We start from the raw sequence: 21,674 nt of genomic DNA on the forward strand, positions 1-21,674 counted from the left end.
TAATTAAAAAAGGTTTATACTTTTCAGCATAAACCTTTAATTCTATAATCATAAAAACAATTTCTTAATTCTGTCCAGCAGCAACTTTATCTACCAAAAACAGCAATTCTCCAGAAACGGGTTTAATCAATTGCATTGGATAAAGTGTTGGATTAAACTCTCCAGTTGTAACTTCTTTCAAAGCATGAACTTTCTTTTCGCCAAAAGCCACAACCACAATTTTTTCTGCTTTATTGATTAATGGGGCAGTCAGCGTAATTCTGTACATTTTCTGCGGAGCTAAATAATAGGCGTCAACCCATTTGGTTTGTTCTTCTAAAACAGCTTCACCAGGGAAAAGAGAAGCCGTGTGTCCGTCGTCTCCCATACCTAATAAAATCAAGTCAAATTTACCTTCTTCTCCTAAAATCTTTTTAATGATTTCTTCGTAAGTAACGGCATATTCTTCAGGTGTAACGCCGTCTTTGTACATTTCAAAAATGTTTTCTTGCGGAATCGGAACGTGGCTTAATAATGTCGAGTAAGACATTTTAGCATTACTCAAATCATCGTTTAATGGAACCCATCTTTCATCTCCCCAAAAAATATAAACTTTACTCCAGTCTATTTTATTTTTATAAGCATCAGAAGCTAATAATTTATAGATTCCTGCTGGAGAAGAACCTCCAGTAAGCACGGCAGTAAATTTGCCATTTGCAGCAATTGCTTTCTGAGCCGATTCTACGAATAAATCTGCCGCAACTGTATTGATTTCTTCGGTGTTATTGTAAATCTGTATCATTTAAAACTTCTTCTTCTTTTTTTGTTTGTGTATTCGGAATCCATTTGTGTCCTTGGCGAGCCAACAATTCGTCAGCTTCTTCAGGTCCCCAGCTTCCTGCTTTGTAATTTGGGAAATTCTTTGGAGCAGTTGTTTTCCAAACTTGCTGAATGGTATCAATTGCGTCCCAAGCTTCTTCCACCTGATCCCAACGCATAAATAGAGTAGGATCGCCTAATAATGCATCTGCAATTAATGTTTCGTATGCTTCTGGTGACATTGTTGAACAGGCAAAATAATCAAAAACCATTTCTGCAGGTCTTAAAGACATTGACAAGCCTGGTTTTTTGGTCATAAACTGCAGTTTAATGTCCATTGAAGGTTGAATGTTGATAATCAATCTATTTGGTGTCATTCCTTCTTTTCCATAAGAAAATGAAGAATGCGGAACTGGTTTAAACTGAATAATGATAGAAGATTGTTTTTCTTCCATTCTTTTTCCAGAACGCAAGTAAAACGGAATTCCCTGCCATCTCCAGTTGTCCAAATAAATCTTCATTGCTACGTAAGTTTCTGTATTAGAATCTGGTGCAATGCCTTTATCTTGACGATATCCTGGAACAGGAACGCCTTTTATTTCTCCAGCATCGTATTGACCTCTAACAATATAATGATCTACTTCATCTGGTTTTATACGACGGATTGATTTTAAAACATCTGCTTTTCGGTTACGGATATCATCTGCATTTAAAGATGCAGGCGCTTCCATAGCTGTCATACATAAAATTTGAAGCAAATGGTTCTGAATCATATCTTTTAATGCTCCAACACCTTCGTAAAATCCGCCTCGTTCTTCAACGCCGACTTCTTCTGCAACGGTAATTTGTACAAAATCAATGAAATTACGACTCCATAAAGGTTCAAACATTGAATTTCCAAAACGGAAAGCCAAAATATTCTGAACTGTCTCTTTACCTAAATAATGGTCGATTCTATAAATCTGCTCTTCTTTGAAAGTCTGCGAAAGCATTTCATTCAATTCAATTGCAGATGTTTTATCGTATCCAAAAGGTTTTTCAATAATAATACGATCTTGTTTCGGGTTTGCCGCAAGTCCGATTTTTTTGATGTTGCTTGAAATCGTTGAAATAAAAGAAGGCGTAATAGAAAGATAGAAAAGACGATTGGCACGTTCGCCAAAAGCCAGATCGAAATTGTTGATTTTTTCATTCAATCCGATATACGATTCTTCTTTGTCAATATCAAGACTATGGTAGGTTATGTGCGAAAGAAATTTTTCAGTTTCTGGATCATCAATTCCTTTTCTTCTTGAAAAAAGATTTAGGTTTTCTGCGACATAACTGCGAAAATCCTCATTGGTTTTTTCTGCTCTTCCAAGAGCAATTATCTGAAACTTTTCAGACATACGTCCGTCAAGGTACAGATTTTGAAATGCGGGAAAGAGCTTTCTCTTTGCCAAATCTCCGGTTCCTCCAAAAATAACAATGATTGTTGGATTCTTTAGTTTATTTTTAGTCATTGTGGTTGTAGTTGTGTTGCTTTAATTGTTATTCAGCCCATTGTGTATGGAAAACGCCTTCTTTGTCGATACGTTCGTAAGTATGCGCTCCAAAATAATCACGTTGTGCCTGAATTAGGTTTGTTGGCAAGTTTGCAGAACGGTAAGCATCAAAATACGCTAACGAATTCATCAATCCAGAAACAGGCAATCCTTGTTGAACGGCGAACTGGATTACAGCTCTCATTCCTGATTGGTTTTCTGTTAATTTTGAAGCAATTCCACCATCTAAAAGTAAGTTTGGCAAATCTGATTTTGCAACGTATGCTTTTCTGAAATCTTCTAAAATTGTAGCACGAATGATACATCCGCCACGCCAGATTTTAGCAACTGTTTCTAGATTTAATCCATAATTGTATTCTTTAGAAGCGGTGTGAAGTTGCGCTAATCCTTGTGCATAAGTTACAACGATAGAGAAAAACAAAGACGATTTTAAAGCTGCAATTGCTTCGCTTTGAGAAACATTAGAATCAGTTGCATTCCAAACTAATTTTTTAGCAGCTTCAATTCTTTCTGGTTTTGTTTTAGACATATCGCGCATGTTAACTGCAGCGTCAATAGTAGGAACTGGCACTTGTAAATCCATCGCATTTTGCGAAGTCCATTTTCCTGTACCTTTAGATCTTGCCCAATCTGAGATTTTGTTGATTAATTGAGTTCCATCTTCATCTTTTTGTCTTAAGATGTTTCCAGTAATTTCAATTAAATATGATCTTAAATCATCCGTTTGATTCCATTCTGCAAAAGTTTTCTGAATCGTTTCATCATCCAATTTATAACCTCTTTTCATTAGGTCATAAATTTCAGAAATCAACTGCATAATTCCGTACTCGATTCCGTTGTGAACCATTTTTACGTAGTTTCCAGCAGAACCGTTTCCTAAATATTCTACACAAGGTTCTCCGTCAACTTTTGCAGCAATTGCTTCAAAAATAGGGCGAAGTCTTTCGTAAGCTTTTTGATCTCCACCTGGCATCATAGCAGGACCGAAGCGTGCGCCTTTTTCACCGCCAGAAATTCCCATTCCGAAGAAATGAATTCCTTTTTCAGATAATTCTAAAAATCTTCTGTCGGTATCAGTGAAATAAGTATTTCCACCGTCGATAATAATATCTCCTTTATCTAAATGAGGAAGTAAGCTTGCAATAGCGCTATCAACAGGTTTTCCTGCAGGAACCAATAACATTATCGCTCTTGGCTGTTGAATAAGTTCTACAAAATGCTTCACATCTGTAGTTGCTTCAATAGTATGATCTGCATCAGCTTCCTGCTGAAGAGAATTGACTTTTTCTGTATCTAAATCTAAACCTGCTGCCGCGAAGTTATGGCTAGCAATATTTAAAAGTAAGTTACGGCCCATTACACCGAGTCCTACAATTCCAAAATCAAATTTGTTCATAGTTTTCAATTAACTAAATTATTAGAAGAATGTTTTTTCTAGCAAAAAGTAAGAGAAAGTTTGGTAATTCTTTTTCAATCAATGTTTTGCAGAAAAACAAAGTTTATTTTAATCTTACATTTAAAAATGTAGAGCGCTAAGTTAGAGAAAAATGATGAAAAATGAGGAGTAAAATAGTTCACTTTTGGCCTTTATTGTGATACTTTTATAGGTGTTAAAAATACACTTATAATGCTGTTTTTGAACTATATCGTTGTAATTGGTAAAGTCGTATTAAACTTTGTCAAAGTTCGAAACTTTGACAAAGTTGACTTCATATACGCAAAGCTATGTGTGAGAAACTAGTTTCTTTTAGTATTCTTTTTTCAAGAAATTAAAATCTATGTTTCTATGTGTTTAAAAAAAATCAAGGGTAAATCATCAAAAACATAAAAGCAAATAAATTAACCAAAAGCACCACGCCATAAACAATATTCGATTTTCCTTTGCTTAAAGAAAGCATAACTGTAAAAACAGATAGTGCTAAAAGTACAATCGATTTAATATCGAGTCCGAGAACAATTGGCATTCCCATTATAATACAAACGGCCGCAACACTCGGAATTGTCAATCCGATACTGGCAAGAGCAGAACCTAAAGCCAAGTTTAAGCTTGTTTGCAATCTGTTTTTTCGCAATTATCGCTGCAATTGCTTCGGGTAATAAAATAATTATAGCGATAATAACTCCAACTAAAGATTTCGGAAGATTGTAGCCTATAATAATAGTCTCAATAGTAGGAGAAAGGGTTTTGGCAAGTAAAACTACAATTCCTAAACTCACCAAAAGAAAAATAAGACTGGTATAAAATGTTTTATTATTGATTTCTATCGGATGAGTTTTAGCATCTTCATCGGTTCCGTTTGTTAGAAAATATTGGCGATAACCCTTTGTTTGTGCAAATAAAAATGAGCCATAAATAACCAAACAGGCAATAGAAGCAAAGATAAGTTGTGGAGTTGAATAATAGGAACCATGAACACTTTCCGTAAAAGTTGGAAAAACTAATGTAAAGACAATAATCGAAATCAGTGAAACTAAACCAATGGTTACAGAAGAAGTAGAGAAATTCTGTTCGTAATGTTTGATGCTTCCAATGAGAAGACACAATCCGATAATACCATTTAAGATCAGCATTGTCGCGGCGTAAACGGTGTCGCGGGCAAGAGAAGCTGCTTCAGAACCTTCAGAAAGCATTAAAGACACGATAATAGAAACTTCAATTACAGTGATTGAAATAGCCAAAATTATGGTTCCATAAGGTTCTCCAACACGTTCTGCAATAATTTCAGAATGATGAACAGCCGACATTACACTAAGAATAAGTAAAATACTAGCAACAATTTGAAAAATACTGCTGTTGTCGACTAATCCGCTAAATAAAAGAACCCAAGATAGAATTGGAATAATGATGGTCCACTGTAATAATTGTTTCATTTGGTAGTTTTTAAAATTAGCTATAATGCCGATAAGACGAACAGAATCGTTTTTTTCTCTTTTCTGTAAGATAGGATTTTTATAGTTAAAAATGATATAGAAACTACATTTTTAAGCACTTTTTAAGCTCAAATTAGATGTTCGAGCTTAAAAAATGATTTATTTATGAAGAATTAAATCTGAAATTTAAGCCTAAATAATACTTAAAATAGTTTTCGGAATTTCGGCGAAAGCTTCAAAAGAATAAGGCTTAATCAAATAAGCTTTAACGCCCATATCATCGCATTTTTCTTTGTAAGATGGGTTAATGCTTGTTGAATAAACAAAACACGGAATATCTTTTAATTCTTTAGTATTTAGAATTTCTTGCAACGCTTCAATACCATCAATAATTGGCATGTTGATATCGGTAAGAATAACGTCGGGATTTTGGTTGGATTCGTTTTTTAAGTAATTCAGCAGTTCTTCGCCATTAGCAACAATGCTTACTTTGCTAAAACTAGGGTTATTATTAAAAGTTTCTGACATAACATCTGCATCATCGATGTCGTCTTCGGCAATTAGAATATGTAAATTATATTTTTCTGGCATTTTATAAAATTGGGAAGTAAAGGTTAAATACTGTTCCTTCGTTCAATGTACTTTCGACTGTAATATTTCCAGAATGGTTTTCCATAATTTTTTTACAAATGGCAAGACCAATACCGTTTCCTGAATATTCGTTTCGGGCGTGCAGTCGCTGAAAGATGACAAAGATTTTAAGCAAATGAGATTCTTCCATTCCAATGCCGTTATCTTTAATCTGAACTTTTACAAATTTAGCATTTTGGTTTGGTATTTCAGCATCTAAATTTTCTTCTTGATAAATTTCTATTACAGGAGAAATGTTAGTTTTACTGTATTTAATCGCGTTCGAAATAAGATTAGAGAAAAGCTGTCGCATTTGTACTCTTGAAGCTTTAATTCTAGGCAGTTTTCCTGTTTTAATACTTGCATTTTTATCAGAAATTATAATTTCAAAATCCTCAAGAACTTCTGAAATTACAGTTTTTAAATCTATTTCGGTTCGTTCTTCTTGTGCCGTGTGCGAGGAATATTGAACTAAATCATCTACAAGCGAATTTAATCGAAGAGCAGATAACTTCATGACATTTATTGCTTTAACGTCCGATTCTTTGAAATAACTTTGGTCAATTCTGCTGGTATTCATGACAATTTTTCGCAGTGGTTCTTTTAAATCGTGCGATATTACATGAATAAATTCCTCCAGATTACGATTTGTTTTATTGAGTTCGTTTATTTTTTCTTCTAATTCTTTTTGGTGTTTAATTAGAGCTTCCTCGTGTTTTTTCTTTTCTGTCAAATCGGTAATTACAATTCCGATGGCTTCTACAGCAGGTTCAAGATCAGTTAAGGCAATATAGGCAGGGAAAATCTTTTTTTCATTTTCCGATTTTAAAAGAATTTCATGAGTTGTAATACCGTAGCGCAACGCTTCTATTATAGATACAAATTGTGTGGGACTAACAAAATACTCGCTTAAGTAATTTCCAATTATTTTCTCTGACGGAATTCCGACTAATTTCGAAAAATATTCATTGCAATAAAGAATGAGCCCTTTTCTAGAAATACTCAGAGCGCCCTGTCCAAATTTTTCAATAAGAAGGCGATAAGTATAATCGGCAGTTTCTAAAGAGTAAAGTTCGGGAACACCATTGCTGCTTACTACAAGTGCATCTACATCTCCTTGTTTTATGGCATTGACAATACTGTTTGACTCATAAAGTTCTTCCTTTAATGATTCAATTTCTGCTAATAATGCGGCTATATTTTTTTTGTTATCCTCCAAGCTTTTCGTTTATATTCAGTATATACAATACTTTTTCTTTATCTGATAAATCACCCAGAATAATTCTTTTTGGTTCTGGGTGAGTCTTTATTAATGTCGGAATCGCTACAATTTGATGAATAACAGCTTGTTCTTTATCTCGACTGATATCGACAATTTCTAATTCATAATTGTTTGTGAGGTAAGTGTCGCAGATTTTGCGTAAATTTTCTATTGCATGTCCTGATTTAACAGACATACCTGAAACAAAAAGCATAAACTTATGTTTGGTTGTACTTGTGCCATCAGATGAATCTTCCATGTCTAAGAGTTTATAGGTTTAATGTTAAGACCTACAAGCACTCTTTCTTCATTAGAAAGATCACCTATAATTTTACGGATAGGTTCAGGAAATTTTCGCACCAAAGTTGGTACAGCCAAAATTTGATCGCCTTCTGCCAATTGCGGGTTTTTCAGTAAATCGATGATCTCGATGCTGTATTTCCCCTTTAAATATTCTTCTGCATACTTTTTTATATTCTCAAGCGCCTTGATTGATTTTGGCGTTTGTCCTGCTATATAAAGTAATAATTGCCATTCGGCTACTTCTTTTTTCATCTGATTTATTTTTTCTTAGAAGATAGTTTTTCCTGCAATTCTTCTGTTGCTTTAAGGATACTTAATTCTTCTTCTGCCGACTCAAATTCGTTTCTTAATGCTTCAATATTGGCTTCGAGTACTTTACGTTTACGCTCAATTTCTCTGTCTTTTCTGCTAATCTCGTTTTGAAGCTTAATATCAGACATGGTTTTCTTGAATTGATAAGATTGTCTTGCTGCGCCTGTTAAAATTCCTTGCGGACCTAATTCTACATCCAATAATTCGATTCCGTTACTTGTTATAACAAATTCTCTTACTTGATTAGAATGCCCCATTCCGCGTGCTTTGATGATAAAAATACCGCGATTTCTTTCGCCAATTCCCTCCATATCGCGAACTGTAATCCAAGTATCTACTAATGAAGAAACTGATTCTTCTGCCAAATCAGGTCTGAAATTATCTGTTTGTTTGTTTAAAGAAGTAAACATTGCCGTAATATTATTGGCTTTCAGCATATCAATTAATCGAACTAGCATCGAACGAACTTCGTGTTCACTTCCTACCGAAATAAGATTACTGATAGGATCAATAATAATTGTCGTTGGAGCAAACTCTTTGATTAATTTTCTGAGCGTGAGCAAATGCAGTTCAAGACCATTTAAAGATGGGCGAGAGGAATGAATTTGCAAAATACCTTTTTTAATGTGTTTTTCAAGATCAATTCCAATAGATCTCATGTTGCGAACCAATTGATGCGGAGATTCTTCAAAAGCAAAATAAATTGTTCTTTCGTTCTTTTCGCATTGTTGGTTGGCAAAATAACAGGCAACAGTAGTTTTTGCCGTTCCAGCTGTTCCAGAAACCAAAATATTACTTCCACGATAAAAACCGCCTCCGTTAAACATTTCGTTTAGTCCGGGAACACCTGTAGAAATAATATCAGACGAAACTTCATTGTCTAATTTTAAAGACGTAATCGGAAGTACCGAAATTCCGTCTTCATCAATTAAAAATGGATATTCGTTTGTTCCATGTGTTGAACCTCTGTATTTTACAATTCGAAGTCTTCTAGTCGAAACCTGTTCAATTACGCGATGATCGAGAACGATAACACAGTCCGAAACATATTCTTCAAGACCTTGACGAGTTAAAGTTGCTTCGCCACGTTCTCCAGTAATAACGGCTGTTACGCCTTTGGTTTTAAGCCAGTGAAATAATCTTCGTAATTCTGCTCTCAATATTGCTTGATTGTCAAGACCAGCAAATAACGATTCTATTGTATCTAGTACAACGCGAGTTGCTTTTATAGAATCGATGGCGTGACCTAAACGAATAAATAAACCGTCCAAATCGTATTCTCCAGCTTCTTCAATTTCTGATCTTTCTACACGAACGTGATCTACTACGAGCTTTTTATCTTTTTTAAGTTGTTCTAAATCAAAACCTAACGATTTAACATTTAGGGTAAGATCATCCGAAGGTTCTTCAAAAGACATGAAAACTCCAGGTTCGTTATATTCTGTAATTCCTTTAATTAGGAATTGCATTGATAATAATGTTTTTCCGCATCCAGCGCCACCGCAGATTAAAGTTGGTCTTCCTTGTGGAAATCCTCCTTCCGTAATCTCGTCTAGCCCGTCAACTCCAGTAGGAGTTTTTGGAAATATAAAACTATGTGATGTTGTTTTTTCTTGCACGATAATAAATTTCTGTATTGACTCAAATATACGTTTTCTTGCAAGATTTTCAATTAATTCTTGTTAAGTTTTAACAGCTGTTTAATGAAGTTTTAAAAATAAATTAAGAAAAATCACTTAAATATAGTAATAAATGAATAAAATTTAACTGAAAAAATGAAAAATAATAAGTGAATATTTAACATATAAAATTGAAATTTAAACAAAATAGATTTTTTGATATGATTTTGATGTTAAAATGCGCATCAGCTCTGGCATAAAAAACAAAAAGCGATCGGTTAGGGGATCGCTTTTTTAATTTCAAGTTTAGTTTACTTTGAAAAAAACATCATTTGGGAATGATAAACACAATATGCTCCAAAAACTACTCCATTTGCATTTACGGCATTCCTTTAATCCGTTTTGTATATGTACGATAAATTGACTATTCTGGATTTATTATATGTGAAAAAGACGATAATTATTTTGATTCTAAATAATTTAGTTTCTTATAAGTCACAACCTTTTCAAAACGCCCATGATTAGAAATAGAGACATCTTTAAAAGTTGCTGATGAAATTTTTAAATAAGGAATACCGAATTCGTCTTTTACAATTCCGTTTCTTTCGATTTCCACCACATTGTTGAGATTTTTTAAGTTATCTACAGCGATAGAATGAATATTTTCTGTAGAAATGACACTTTGGGTATAATAGGTGTTTTTAAGATAAGAAACAGTTCCAAGAGCCTGAAAATCGCTTAGAGAATTCAAGTCGCAAACTAGTTTTTTTGGACTGAATTCTCTTATTTTAGTTTGTCTATTGTAGATTTTATAGGCCGCTTCTTTCATGCTCCAAAGCAGCCAAACCATAATTTCGGGATCATGATAATTTTTTATAAGCTGTTGTTCTTGTGAAGTAAAAAGCTTTTCAATTAAACCTTTACGCGACCATCTGCTTTCGAGCCGAGATTGCGCAAGATCTACAATATCATTGCCTATCATTTTGCTGCAAGTTTGGTTTCGATAATTTCAATAGCGGTTTTTACATCGAGCATACGTTCCATGTCGGCGTTGTCAATTACGACATCAAATTTTTCTTCAATATCCAATACAATGTCAACAAGATTAGCCGAATTGATATTCAAATCTTTGATGAAATCGGTCTCTTCAGTTAGATTTTCGTGTGCCTCTGTATTAGCTGCATACGGTTTTATAATCTCTTTTAGTTTTTCGGTAAGTTCTTTTCTGTTCATCTTAATTTTCGAATTTTTTAAATAATATACAGGCATTTACATCGCCAAAACCAAAACTAGCTTTTGCAATTATTTTCGGTTTATAATCTATTGTTTTTTGGAGAACTTTTTCAGCATCAATAAACGCCGTAATTTCAGGATGAATATCGGAACAATTAAGATTTCCAAACAAAAATCCTTCGTGAAGCTGTAAAACGGAAGCCACACTTTCAATACTTCCTGATGCGCTTAAACAATGTCCAGTTAAGCTTTTTAAAGAATTAATGTACGGAAAATCAAAACCATAACGGTCTAAAGCTTCTGTCCAATTTTCAATCTCCAGACTGTCTTTTGTGGTTGCGGTAAGATGTCCGTTTATGGCATCAATTTCGTTTGGATTTATATTGGCATTCAAAATAGCATCTTTAATACATTTTTGCACGGCAATACTATTTGGAGCTGTCATGCTTCCGCCGTCGCGTTGTCCGCCAGAATTGACGTTTCCGCCTAAAATTTCTGCATAGATTGTAGCATTACGTTCTAAAGCACTTTCCAAATCTTCAATAACCAAAGCGCCTGCGCCACTTCCTGGAACAAAACCGCAAGCTGTTGCGCTCATAGGTCTTGAACCTTCTTCTGGATTTTCATTGTATTTAGAAGAACAAACGCGAAGCGCATCAAAACCAGCCCAAATATACGGACCGCTATCTGAAGTGCTTCCTGTTAAAATTCGTTTTGCTTGTCCAGATTGTATGCGATCGTAAGCCATTAAAATAGCTTCAGTTCCCGTTGTGCAAGCCGATGAATTTGTAGTAACCTGATTTCCAAGTCCAATTTTTCCGCCTAAATACGCGCTTACACCGCTGTTCATGGTTTGCGCAACAACAGTGCTTCCTAATCTTCGGGTTTGTAAATCATCAATTTTATAAATGCTTTCGCGAAATTTCTCGATCCCAGAAGTTCCAGATCCGAAAATGGTTCCGCTGTCCCAATCTGGAGTTTCGTTTATGGGTAAACCTGCATTTTTCCAAGCTTCTAATCCTGCAATTACGCCGTATAGAATTCCTGTGCTGTTAAATCCGCGGAGTTCGAGTTCGGTAAAATAGTGCGATTTAAGTTCGTCAGAAATCTGTGGCTGACCCGCAATCTGGCAAGAGAACTGCAATTCGGCTAACTGCGCATCATGACGAATTCCCGAAATGCCATTTTTAATAGCATTTGTAAATTCGGGAATACCGACGCCGTTTGGTGCAGCAATGCCTAAACCTGTTATTACTACTCGTTTTTTCATAATCTTTTCGTTATCATTCCTGCCAAAATTCCTCTGCAAACTTCTTGTCCTGCTTCATTCTTCATTACCGCACTGCATTTGAGTTTCCCAAAACGGAAAAATAGTTTCTCTGAAGTTACGGTTACTTTTTCATTCGGATAAACAGGTTTTAAAAATTCCATATCGGCTGATGTAAAAGCAATTACGGTATCGATTTTCAAGTCATTATTCAATAAGAAAATCCCCAAACAAACCATTCCGATTTGCGCCATTGTTTCTGTTAAAATAACGCCGGGTGTAACTGGATTATTTTTAAAATGACCTTTATAAAAATCAAGATTTTCGTTAAAAGTATACGTTCCTATAACGCCGTTTTCATCTGCAGACAATAATTCATCCACAAATAAAAAAGGTTCGCCGTACGGAAGCTGTTTTATAATATCGTTTAATTCCATAATTCAAAAATTACCATTGTAATAAAACACGTTGTGCAGAAAATCCAGGTCCAAAACTCAGCATTAAACCTTTTTCTCCTTTTTGAGGTTTTCGATCCATAATTCGCTCTAAAACATATAACACGGTTGCACTCGACATATTTCCATATTGTTTCAGAATTTCTTTAGTATCGTCTATATTTTTATTCAAACCTGAAAAAAGTTCTTCGACCGTATTTACAATTTTTTTTCCTCCCGGATGAAAAATCATGTGGTCAACATCTTTAATTTCAAGATTATTCTGTTTTAAAAAGGGATGAATAATATCGCCAAAATGAGATGCAATCGTATCTGGAACTTCAATATCCAAAACCATTTGAAGTCCGCCATTCGTGAGTTTAAAACCCATCATATGTTCGGCATCATAAAAATGGTACATTTGTTCGTCTAGAATTTCTGGACCTTCGTCTTTTTCATCAGAGGATAATAAACAACAGGCCGCGCCGTCTCCAAAAATGGCTGCGCTGACAATATTCGGCATCGAAAAGTCATTTAACTGAAAAGTAGCCGTTGGTGATTCGACTGCAATGACTGCCGCGCGTTTTCCAGGATTTGATTTCAGGAAGTTTTTCGCATAAATAATTCCAGAGATACCTGCTGCGCAACCCATTTCGGTAACGGGAAGGCGCACAATATCTTGGCGTAATTTCATTTTATTGATGAGATACGCATCTAAAGACGGAATCATAATTCCGGTACAGCTTACTGTGATAATATAATCTAAACTCTGTGGATCCCAATTGGCTTTTTCAAGTGCTTTTTCTAGAACCTGATGTCCTAAAACGATCATTTCTCTGCTGTAAATGTCATTTTTTTCTTCAAAAGAAGTGGCGGTAAAAACTTCCGAAGGTTCCATAATGGAATATCTTTTGTCTACCGATGCACCTTCAAAAATCTTCTTTACTTTTTTGATAAAACGTTCTTCTTGTCCTTCCAGCCAAACATCTACAAGTGGAAGAATATCTTCGGTTGAACGGGAATATTGCGGAAGCTGTTTCGCAGCTGTAATTATCTTTACACTCATATTTTAGAAATTATCCACTGGTAACGAAAAGCCCATTTCCAGTTAATGGAATAGTTATTTAAATTTAATTTTTTAGAAAAATGCACTAATTCGTTCTTTTTGAATCCTCTTAAAATAGAAACCAAACCGTCATTTTTTGACATTTTATTGAGATTGAAAACAAAACAAATTCCTTCAAAAAGTCGGTACGCCAATTTACTGCGATGAAGATCGTTTACTACAATTCCAACTCTTGCATTTTGATGAAGCAGATCTAAAATATTTTCAATTTCTTGGTTTGAAAAATGATGTAAGGTTAAGGTACACAAAGCGATATCGTATTTTACATCACGGAATTCTTCACTAAAAATATCCAAACATAAATATTCGATATTTTTAAATTCTTTAGAAAGTTTCTGAGCGTAATTTACTGTAAAAGCATTTGCATCAATACCGATTAATTTAAAATTGATGTTTTGTTTTTTTCCGTATTCTGCAAGCATTCTTAGCATATCTCCATTTCCGCAACCAACATCAGCAATTGTAGCAGGTTTAGAAACATCAATTTTTTCTAAAAGCTGTTTGATGCCGTGCAAAGTGAGTTTGTTTCCACCCAATAATCGGTTAATCGCCGCAATTTTATCAAGCGCATGAATAAGTTCTTCGCCTTCAAGCGAAAAATCGTCCATTATTTCGGGTTCTTCGGTTCTATATTTCGTATTTATTGCCATTTAGTTTGTGGTAACAGGATTTCCGTGCGTTTGTTTGATTATGGTTGAAAGAAGAGATGGAAAAGATGCCGCGATAATAGTTATGAAAGAAGTCAGTTTTTTGTGCGTTAAAGCTTTAGCTAAAATTCTTCCGAAAAAAAGACGTTTATGAAATTGCTTTTTCCATTCTCTAGCATATTTTTTTTCTAATGCATCACGCGAAACAATGTTGCCATTATAAAAATCAGTGATTAATTCTGATGCTATTTTTGCACTATGAATCGCCATTGCCATTCCGTTGCCGCACATCGGGTGATTAAGTCCAGCAGTATCTCCAATCATTAAAATGTGGTTTTCTACAGGCAGTTTTTTATCAAAAGAAATTTGGCTAATAGTTAAAGGTTTATCAAAAAGGGGAGTGCTGTTTTCAAAAACTGCTTTTAGATTTTTATTCTTATAAAGAACTTCTTTTTGATAGTCTTCTATATTTTTATAATTTTTAAAAGTTTCATAATCTGCCAAATAACAGATATTTATGATATTATTTTCGATAGTAGAAACACCACAATAACCGCCATCAAAATTATGAATCGCGACCAAATTAGGATTAAAATCTCCATAATAATGACCTTTTACAGCCAACCAAGGCGATTTTTTACCAATAAATTCTCGAGCCAATTGCTGATCGATATTAGAGCGTTTTCCGTAAGCTCCCAAAACTATTTTAGCAGAAAAACTTTGTTCTGAAGTTTCTACCGTAAAAGCATCATTTTCAAAAGAAACATCTGTCACATTTTCATTAATAATAATGCATCCATTTTTTATGGCATTTTCAAATAAAAAATGATCTAAAGCGTAACGGCTAATTCCAAATCCGCCTAAAGGAAGTTTAGTTTCGGCGCTTTTGCCATTTTGAGCTGTAAATTCGAAATTGGTAATTTTAGACGGATCGAGAACAGAAACATCTGCGCCAAGCCAGTTTAGATAAGGTAAAATTTCGTTTGAGATATATTCGCCGCAAACTTTATGTTTTGGGTAATTGTTTTTTTCTAAAAGAGTGACTTTCAATCCAGCTCTAGACAAATGAATAGCGCTTGCTAAACCAGCAAGACCGCCGCCAATAATAAGTACATCTGGATTTTTTTCCATACCACCAATTTAGTCATAAAATATGGAATATTGTTTATATAATTTGGCTAAAATTATAGGAGAAAGATTGAAATTATGCAACTTCTTTATGAATATTAAAATGTAATTTTCTTTGTCGAATCACGTTCAATTAGACTCGCTTTTATGATTTTAGTTTCAAATTCTGGTTGGTTTTGCTCTTCATTTTCAATTCGTTCAATTACTTTTTGGACAGCAATCTGGCCCATAAAAACGCCATGCTGACTAATACAAGATATTGATGGTTTGCAATATTTAAACATTTCACTGTTCGTAAAACCAATTATAGAAATATCTTCAGGAATTTTATAACCTCTATTTTGGGCAATCGTCATCGATTCGACTGTAGAATATTCTTCAAGACCGATAATTCCATCTACTTTTTGATAATCTAACATGGTTTTTATTTCGGTTTCAAAATCATATTCTTTTTTAATGAGCGAAATCAGTTTTTTATTTACAGGAATATTATAATCTTCATGTGCTTTCAGATAGCCGTCGATTCTCAGTTTTACAATTCCTAAGTAATCTAAAACTGTTACTATGGCGATGTTTTTACAGCCTGTTTTTATGAGATGTTCTGTTGCTTTGTACGAACAGTTAAAATCGTCTACAATAATTTTGTCTGTTTCTAAAGAATCAAAAACGCGATCGAACATTACAACTGGACCTGCATTTTTTATAAAATTCTCAATATGAGCAATATGCTGTTTAGATTGCGCTTCTTCGCATAAAGAAATTAGCAAACCGTCGATAATTCCATTTTCTAAAAGATTGATGGAGGTGATTTCTTTTTCGAGTTTTCCATTCGAAATAATCGTAATCAAATTATAGCCTTTTTCATTTGCAGCTTGTTCCATTCCGTTAAAAATCTGAACAAAAAAATGATTCAGAATAGTCGGCATAATTACGCCAATTGTTTTGGTTTTTTTATTAAGTAAACTTAATGCAATGCTGTTGGGTTTGTAATTATGAAGTTGTGCGTAATTCTTAATTTTATTTTTTGTAGCTGTGCTTATGTCATGGCTGTCGTTCAGGGCTTTAGATACCGTTGCAATCGAAGTGTTAAACTCTTTTGCGATCTGTTTCAAAGTAATTTTCTTATTCATTTTTGGGACTCTTTGATAATAGAAATCAACAGTATTTTGGGTTTTAGTTTAACGAATATACAATATAAATTATCTTGTTTTATGAATAGTGTTTTGCTTTTCATAAATTTTTTTTCATTGCATAAAATTGTAGTTAATTTCTTTGTTTTTTAATTTTTTGATAAAAATTTACTTAAACCTTTAAGTAAAATTTTGGCAAAATTCCCAACCACTTTAAACGCCTTGTATTTCCTGCTTTTTTTCAATTATAGAATCGATTTTTTAAGAATTGATATTTTTTCGATTTAGAACTTCTTCAAGTTAAAAATTGAATTATTCCTATTTCACGTCTATATATTTGAACTATTAACAAAAAAAAGACCAAAAAAATCCAAAATTAAAAACCAGCATTTATGAAAAATTATTTATTTAAGATGGTATTTTCCGTTTTTCTATTGATTACGGCGAATGCATTTTCTCAAAATGTCTCAGGAATTGTAACCTCCAATACAGGTCCTTTGCCGGGAGTAGATTTAAAAGTTAAAAGCAGTAACATCGGAACCACTACAGATTTTGATGGGAAGTTTTCGATTGCTTTAACTTCAGAAACAGGAACTTTAGTCGTGAATTATTTAGGATACGAAACACAAGAAGTTGTAGTTAAAAGGAATCAGTCGGTTACGATTACTATGATCGAAAGCATGAATACTTTAGATCAGGTTGTAGTTGTAGGGTACGGACAAACTCAAAACAAAAAAGCAGTTTCTACGGCAGTTGGCGTTGTAAATGCCGCGCAGATTACAGAATTAGCTGTGAGTCGTCCAGAAGCGGCTTTGCAGGGAACATCGCCTGGAGTTACTGTAGTGCAGACTTCGGGATCGCCGGGAGCGCCTTTAACAGTTCGATTGAGAGGGGCAGCTTCGGTTGGAGCTTCAGCGCCTTTGTATTTGGTTGACGGACAGCAGGTTCCTAATTTGAACTTTGTAAATCCTGATGATATTAAAAGCATGAATATCTTGAAAGATGCGGCTTCTGCCGCAATTTATGGTGCGCGCGGAGGAAACGGAGTTATTTTAGTAGAAACCAAAACAGGAAGACGCGGTTCTGCAAAACCAAACATTACAATTGATACTTATACTGGTTTTCAGTCTCTTGGAAACAAGCCTGATTTGATGGATAAAAACGCTTACGTTTCTTATTTGAATGATTTTAGAACCAAAAATCCAGGAAATGGAAACGTTTTGACACCTGCCGAAATTGCAAAATTACCAAACACAGATTGGTATGGAGAATTGTTTGAAACCACTCCAGTTTCTAGTTTAAGCAGTTCTATTTCAGGCGGTGGCGAAAATTACTCATACAATATTTCAGGCGGACTTTTTGACCAAAAAGGAATGGTTGGCGGCAACGAAGGAAAATCGCAATACACTAGAAAAAATGTAAAACTGAATTTTGAAACTGATATTACTTCGAAGTTTAATATCAATGTAGGTTTAAATTTGGTGGATGTAGAAAGAGATTATCTTTTTGAAAATCAATCAGGAACAGGGATTTCTATTATGAATTTCGTGAATTCTATTCCAGCGATTTATCCCGCTTTTGCTTCAGATGACAGATCTGTTCCTTTCGGAATGGGAAATCAGCAGGGAGTTGTAGTAAACGGCGTTTCTCTGCCAACGGTTGGAGCGGTTGCGAATCCTTTTTTGGCTTTGATTATTACTAATAATAAATCGGTTTCAGATATTACAACGGCAAATATCAAAGGAACTTGGAAAGTTACCAACGATTTTAAAATTACTGGAACTTATTTTCATTACAAAGACAACACATTCGATAAACAATTTACACCAACTTTTGATTTTTCCGATCAAGGATATGTCAATACGAATGCAACTTTGAGAGAAACGCTTTATTCTAACAAAATGACGCAGTTTGATGGAAACGGCTCATATAAATTCTCCAATTTAGGCAATCATAATTTAGATGTTTTGGCTGGAATGTCGGTTTATCAAACCACTTTCGAAACCAGTTCAAGAAATGGAGTTGGCTTTTTTACGAATGATTTCAAATCAACCAATTTTGCAACAATCCGAAATCCGTCGGGAATAACTTCTGCTGTTCCTTACGCTTTTGATACGGCTTTAGTTGGATATTACGGAAAAGTAAATTACGATTATGCTCATAAATATTTGCTTTCTGGAACGCTGAGAGCCGATTCTTCATCAAACTTTGGATCTAATAATAGAACGGGAATTTTTCCTTCTGTTTCTGGAGGTTGGGTAATTTCTGAAGAAAGTTTTTTAAACAATTCAAAATTCATTAATCTATTAAAACTTCGTGCAAGTTGGGGTATAAATGGAAGCGATAATATCAATCCGTTCCAATATTCTTCGGTGCTGAATTCAGGTTCAGGAACCAATTTTGGCGGAGAAAACGTTTCTGGTTTAACGCCTGCATTTTTACCAAATCCTGACGTAAAATGGGAAGAAGTTGCCCAAACCAACTTTGGTGTAGACATCAACGCTTTCAATAATTCATTCGGATTGACATTTGATTATTACATTAAAAAAACAAGCGATATGCTGATTCCGATTGGAGTTCCTTTATTCTCTGGTTATCCAGCGCCTGCGACCAATATTGCTGATATGGAAAACAAAGGTTTTGAATTGTTGCTTTCGTACAGAAAAAAATATGAAAACGGGTTTTCTTGGGATATTGCAGCAAACCTTGCGCAAAACAAAAACAAAGTAACTAGTTTAGGAAACAACGGACAGCCATTAACAGGCGGAACAGGAACTTTTGTTTTCAACGATCCAATTACTTTGACTACAGAAGGACATTCTATTGCAGGATTTTATGGTTACCAAGTAGAATCTATTGATGCTGCGGGGAATTTAGTTTATAAAGACAACGATGGCGTTCCAGGTATTACAACCGCTGACAAAACGTATATAGGAAGCGCTCTGCCTGATTTTACTTATGGAGTTAATTTGGGAGCAGCTTATAAAAACTTCGATTTCAATGCCTTTTTATACGGATCTGAAGGAAATGATATTTACGATGCCACGATTAGAACCGATGCAGGTTATTCGAACAGAAAAGATTCTTATTCTACAAATGGCTTAAAAAATAGTTTAGGTTTTGGTTTGACCGATTCTCAGGTTTCAGATTTCTATGTAAAAGATGGTTCTTTTTTAAAACTAAAAACGGTGACTTTGGGTTACAGCCTTCCGTCAAGTTTAGTGGATAAGCTTAAAATCGACAAATTCAGAATTTATGTAACGGGCCAGAATTTGTGGGTAAGTACGAAATACGACGGAACAGATCCAGAAATTGGAGAATCTGGTGCAAGCAATTCTTTGGATATGGGAATCGATAGAGGATTTTATCCGCAAGCCCGTACGATTTTAATGGGCGTACAAGCTAAGTTTTAATTCTAAAATAAAAATTTCGTTATGAAAATTAAATATATAAAAGATAGCATTTTAGCATTTTCGATGTTATTGATGCTCAACAGCTGTTCTGAAGATTTCTTGACCATAGAACCAACAACTCAGTTAACAGCAGACGCCATTCAAACCGATTCAGATTTCGAAGCTTTGGTAAATGCAGCTTACGATCCGTTGCGTTGGCAAGTAGACGGTGCCGCAACAAGACATATGTATCCGGTTATGTTTCAGGATATGAGGGCAGATAATGTAGTTTCGCAATGGGCTACATTTTGGGTTGCAGGACAGGCATTTGATAAAAATCCGATTGCGCCAAATAATTCGAGTGTGGAAGGAATGTGGAAAAAATGGTACACCATGATTTCAAGAGCTAATACGGCAATTGGAATAATTACAGAAACTGAAAAAATAAAAGATGAAGCTTTTAAAAATCAGCTTATTGCGCAAGCCAAATTTTTACGTGGATTTGCTTATTTCGAATTGGTGAAACATTTTGGAGGCGTTCCTTTAATTACAGAATATATAAAAGATGCTTCTTATAATTTTAAAAAGCCAAAAGCTACAGCCGCAGAAGTTTATGTGCAGATTGAAAAAGATTTATTAGATGCAGCGCAGACTTTACCAACGGTTGCGGCAAAAAAAGGAAGAGCAACAAAAGGCGCGGCTTATGCTTTTTTAGCGAAAGCCAATTTATATCAGAAAGATTATAATGAAACCGTTAAATATTGCGAAGAAGTAATGAAATTGGGTTATTCGCTAGAAGAAAAATTCGAAGACAATTGGGATTTAAATAACGAATACGGAAAAGAATCGATTTTTGAAATTGGTTACATCAGCGGTTCTTTATACAATAATTTTGAAGGTGGACAGAGTTACTCGAATCAAGGTTCGTCAACACATCAAATGTTCGGATTTTTGTTTAATAGTTCGGTTGGAAACAGTGCTTTCGGAAATAGTGTTCCAAGACAAGAATTGATTGATTTTTATGATAATTCGGACCGAAGAAAAGAATACACTTTTATAACACCGCAAACTATTGTAAGAGGCGGAAGAGGCGCTATTTCTTGTAATTGCAGTACCAATCCAGACGGCTCAATCAATTTTGCTACAGAAGGACAATGGGTTTTCGGGACTGATACTTACAATTATTTCTGGCCAACCGGAACGGCAGCTTTTAAATCTAAAGCAAGTATGTACAAATATTGGATTCCGCCTGCAGTTCAGGACGGTTTGCAAAATTATGCGGATTCTCCATTAAATGAAAAAATCATTCGTTATGCAGACGTGCTTTTAATGCATGCTGAAGCAACTTTAATGGGTGGAACAGGCGTTTTAAGCGGAGCAAGTTCTTATAAATTAGTAACTGAAAGAGCTTACGGAGCAGGAAATCCCAAAATTCCAGCGTACACATTGCAAGGTGTTAAAGATGAAAGAAGAAGAGAATTGGCAACAGAAGGTTGGGACAGATATACTGATTTAGTACGTTGGGGCGATGCAAAAGCTGCGCTAGAAGCGGTTGGAAAAGTTTTTGTTGTAGGAAGAGACGAATTATTGCCAATTCCAGCATCTGAAATTCAACAAGTTGGAGCGACAATTTTAATTCAAAATCCAGGATATTAGGAGGTTTGAGAGCAATTCAGTTTTAACACATAGTCCCGAAGCTTCGGGATAGAATTTGAATCTTTATAAAAGGCGTTTCACTTGTTTAAATAAACATAGTCTCCGCAATCTTGTCATTCCGAGGAACGAGGAATCTTCGTTAGAAACTCTAAAAAGATTGGAAATTCTCTATGCGGAGCTACTTGCGAAGATTCCTCGTTCCTCGGAATGACAAACTATATGAACTATGTGTTAAAACTGAATTGCTCTCAAACAATAAGTAAGTTTAGTTTATAGTTAATTTCATGTTAGTCTGAGTTGGGCTGTTTGATAAAAACAGCTCA

At 34.7% G+C, this 21,674-nt stretch carries 19 protein-coding genes; 2 read left to right on the plus strand and 17 right to left on the minus strand.

Features of this window, described 5'->3' with window-relative positions:
* Nucleotides 1-64: 64 nt before the first annotated feature.
* The 17 genes from pgl to NYQ10_RS14175 all read right to left on the minus strand — a co-directional run bounded on the left by pgl (nt 65) and on the right by NYQ10_RS14175 (nt 16,303).
* Nucleotides 65-781 carry a 6-phosphogluconolactonase gene (gene pgl / locus NYQ10_RS14095; protein ID WP_289876981.1) on the minus strand — a complete coding sequence of 239 codons (717 nt, stop codon included), beginning with the start codon at nt 779-781 and terminating at the stop codon, nt 65-67.
* Nucleotides 762-2,300, minus strand: a complete 1,539-nt coding sequence (zwf, locus tag NYQ10_RS14100) for a glucose-6-phosphate dehydrogenase (protein ID WP_289876982.1) — start codon at nt 2,298-2,300, stop codon at nt 762-764. The genes pgl and zwf overlap by 20 nt, the downstream gene beginning before the upstream one ends.
* A gap of 28 nt (nt 2,301-2,328) precedes the next feature.
* Nucleotides 2,329-3,738, minus strand: a complete 1,410-nt coding sequence (gene gndA / locus NYQ10_RS14105; protein WP_289876984.1) for an NADP-dependent phosphogluconate dehydrogenase — start codon at nt 3,736-3,738, stop codon at nt 2,329-2,331.
* 539 nt (nt 3,739-4,277) lie between these two features.
* Nucleotides 4,278-5,213 (minus strand): calcium:proton antiporter, encoded by a 936-nt coding sequence (locus NYQ10_RS14110; RefSeq protein WP_354669340.1) that lies wholly within the window; start codon nt 5,211-5,213, stop codon nt 4,278-4,280.
* A 192-nt stretch (nt 5,214-5,405) separates the two neighbouring features.
* On the minus strand, nt 5,406-5,804 hold the full coding sequence (locus NYQ10_RS14115; protein ID WP_289876985.1) for a response regulator: 399 nt from the start codon (nt 5,802-5,804) through the stop codon (nt 5,406-5,408).
* Nucleotide 5,805: 1 nt separating this feature from the next.
* Entirely contained in the window at nt 5,806-7,062 is a 1,257-nt protein-coding gene (locus NYQ10_RS14120; RefSeq protein ID WP_289876986.1) for a sensor histidine kinase, read from the minus strand.
* Nucleotides 7,052-7,363, minus strand: a complete 312-nt coding sequence (locus NYQ10_RS14125) for a circadian clock KaiB family protein (protein ID WP_276173904.1) — start codon at nt 7,361-7,363, stop codon at nt 7,052-7,054. Before NYQ10_RS14125 ends, NYQ10_RS14120 begins: the two co-directional genes overlap by 11 nt.
* Before the next feature lie 2 nt (nt 7,364-7,365).
* On the minus strand, nt 7,366-7,659 hold the full coding sequence (locus tag NYQ10_RS14130) for a circadian clock KaiB family protein (protein ID WP_248726578.1): 294 nt from the start codon (nt 7,657-7,659) through the stop codon (nt 7,366-7,368).
* Nucleotides 7,660-7,664: 5 nt separating this feature from the next.
* Nucleotides 7,665-9,338 carry a circadian clock protein KaiC gene (kaiC, locus tag NYQ10_RS14135; RefSeq protein ID WP_289876987.1) on the minus strand — a complete coding sequence of 558 codons (1,674 nt, stop codon included), beginning with the start codon at nt 9,336-9,338 and terminating at the stop codon, nt 7,665-7,667.
* A gap of 460 nt (nt 9,339-9,798) precedes the next feature.
* The gene (locus tag NYQ10_RS14140) at nt 9,799-10,320 is read right to left on the minus strand and encodes a 4'-phosphopantetheinyl transferase family protein (RefSeq protein ID WP_289876988.1); all 522 of its coding nucleotides are present in this window, start codon (nt 10,318-10,320) and stop codon (nt 9,799-9,801) included.
* Entirely contained in the window at nt 10,317-10,571 is a 255-nt protein-coding gene (locus NYQ10_RS14145; protein ID WP_289876989.1) for an acyl carrier protein, read from the minus strand. The genes NYQ10_RS14140 and NYQ10_RS14145 overlap by 4 nt, the downstream gene beginning before the upstream one ends.
* Before the next feature lies 1 nt (nt 10,572).
* Nucleotides 10,573-11,841 carry a beta-ketoacyl-[acyl-carrier-protein] synthase family protein gene (locus NYQ10_RS14150; RefSeq protein ID WP_289876990.1) on the minus strand — a complete coding sequence of 423 codons (1,269 nt, stop codon included), beginning with the start codon at nt 11,839-11,841 and terminating at the stop codon, nt 10,573-10,575.
* Nucleotides 11,838-12,275 carry a 3-hydroxyacyl-ACP dehydratase FabZ family protein gene (locus NYQ10_RS14155; RefSeq protein ID WP_289876991.1) on the minus strand — a complete coding sequence of 146 codons (438 nt, stop codon included), beginning with the start codon at nt 12,273-12,275 and terminating at the stop codon, nt 11,838-11,840. Before NYQ10_RS14155 ends, NYQ10_RS14150 begins: the two co-directional genes overlap by 4 nt.
* Nucleotides 12,276-12,285: 10 nt before the next feature.
* Entirely contained in the window at nt 12,286-13,338 is a 1,053-nt protein-coding gene (locus tag NYQ10_RS14160; RefSeq protein WP_289876992.1) for a type III polyketide synthase, read from the minus strand.
* Nucleotides 13,335-14,048, minus strand: coding sequence for a methyltransferase domain-containing protein (locus NYQ10_RS14165; RefSeq protein ID WP_289876993.1), 714 nt, complete (start codon nt 14,046-14,048; stop codon nt 13,335-13,337). Before NYQ10_RS14165 ends, NYQ10_RS14160 begins: the two co-directional genes overlap by 4 nt.
* Nucleotides 14,049-15,176: an NAD(P)/FAD-dependent oxidoreductase gene (locus NYQ10_RS14170; protein WP_289876994.1), complete on the minus strand. Its 1,128-nt coding sequence runs from the start codon at nt 15,174-15,176 to the stop codon at nt 14,049-14,051. It lies immediately after the preceding gene.
* Between the two features lie 95 nt (nt 15,177-15,271).
* Entirely contained in the window at nt 15,272-16,303 is a 1,032-nt protein-coding gene (locus NYQ10_RS14175) for a LacI family DNA-binding transcriptional regulator (RefSeq protein WP_289876995.1), read from the minus strand.
* Between the two features lie 392 nt (nt 16,304-16,695).
* On the opposite strand from NYQ10_RS14175, the gene NYQ10_RS14180 reads away from it, so the two are divergent.
* Both NYQ10_RS14180 and NYQ10_RS14185 read left to right on the plus strand, forming a co-directional pair.
* Nucleotides 16,696-19,716: a SusC/RagA family TonB-linked outer membrane protein gene (locus tag NYQ10_RS14180; RefSeq protein WP_289876997.1), complete on the plus strand. Its 3,021-nt coding sequence runs from the start codon at nt 16,696-16,698 to the stop codon at nt 19,714-19,716.
* Nucleotides 19,717-19,737: 21 nt separating this feature from the next.
* Complete coding sequence (locus NYQ10_RS14185) at nt 19,738-21,351, plus strand: RagB/SusD family nutrient uptake outer membrane protein (protein ID WP_289876998.1); 1,614 nt, start codon at nt 19,738-19,740, stop codon at nt 21,349-21,351.
* The last annotated feature ends 323 nt before the right edge of the window (nt 21,352-21,674 follow it).

Source organism: Flavobacterium johnsoniae, assembly GCF_030388325.1.
Lineage (GTDB): Bacteria > Bacteroidota > Bacteroidia > Flavobacteriales > Flavobacteriaceae > Flavobacterium > Flavobacterium johnsoniae_C.

Coding starts and splice junctions, on each gene's coding strand:
- NYQ10_RS14115 (WP_289876985.1), bottom strand. CDS start 5,804: ATGCCAGAAAAATATAATTTACATATTCTAATTGCCGAAGACGACATC.
- zwf (WP_289876982.1), bottom strand. CDS start 2,300: ATGACTAAAAATAAACTAAAGAATCCAACAATCATTGTTATTTTTGGA.
- NYQ10_RS14165 (WP_289876993.1), bottom strand. CDS start 14,048: ATGGCAATAAATACGAAATATAGAACCGAAGAACCCGAAATAATGGAC.
- NYQ10_RS14110 (WP_354669340.1), bottom strand. CDS start 5,213: ATGAAACAATTATTACAGTGGACCATCATTATTCCAATTCTATCTTGG.
- NYQ10_RS14185 (WP_289876998.1), top strand. CDS start 19,738: ATGAAAATTAAATATATAAAAGATAGCATTTTAGCATTTTCGATGTTA.
- NYQ10_RS14145 (WP_289876989.1), bottom strand. CDS start 10,571: ATGAACAGAAAAGAACTTACCGAAAAACTAAAAGAGATTATAAAACCG.
- NYQ10_RS14160 (WP_289876992.1), bottom strand. CDS start 13,338: ATGAGTGTAAAGATAATTACAGCTGCGAAACAGCTTCCGCAATATTCC.
- NYQ10_RS14180 (WP_289876997.1), top strand. CDS start 16,696: ATGAAAAATTATTTATTTAAGATGGTATTTTCCGTTTTTCTATTGATT.
- pgl (WP_289876981.1), bottom strand. CDS start 781: ATGATACAGATTTACAATAACACCGAAGAAATCAATACAGTTGCGGCA.
- NYQ10_RS14150 (WP_289876990.1), bottom strand. CDS start 11,841: ATGAAAAAACGAGTAGTAATAACAGGTTTAGGCATTGCTGCACCAAAC.
- NYQ10_RS14130 (WP_248726578.1), bottom strand. CDS start 7,659: ATGAAAAAAGAAGTAGCCGAATGGCAATTATTACTTTATATAGCAGGA.
- NYQ10_RS14170 (WP_289876994.1), bottom strand. CDS start 15,176: ATGGAAAAAAATCCAGATGTACTTATTATTGGCGGCGGTCTTGCTGGT.
- gndA (WP_289876984.1), bottom strand. CDS start 3,738: ATGAACAAATTTGATTTTGGAATTGTAGGACTCGGTGTAATGGGCCGT.
- NYQ10_RS14125 (WP_276173904.1), bottom strand. CDS start 7,363: ATGGAAGATTCATCTGATGGCACAAGTACAACCAAACATAAGTTTATG.
- NYQ10_RS14175 (WP_289876995.1), bottom strand. CDS start 16,303: ATGAATAAGAAAATTACTTTGAAACAGATCGCAAAAGAGTTTAACACT.
- NYQ10_RS14140 (WP_289876988.1), bottom strand. CDS start 10,320: ATGATAGGCAATGATATTGTAGATCTTGCGCAATCTCGGCTCGAAAGC.
- NYQ10_RS14155 (WP_289876991.1), bottom strand. CDS start 12,275: ATGGAATTAAACGATATTATAAAACAGCTTCCGTACGGCGAACCTTTT.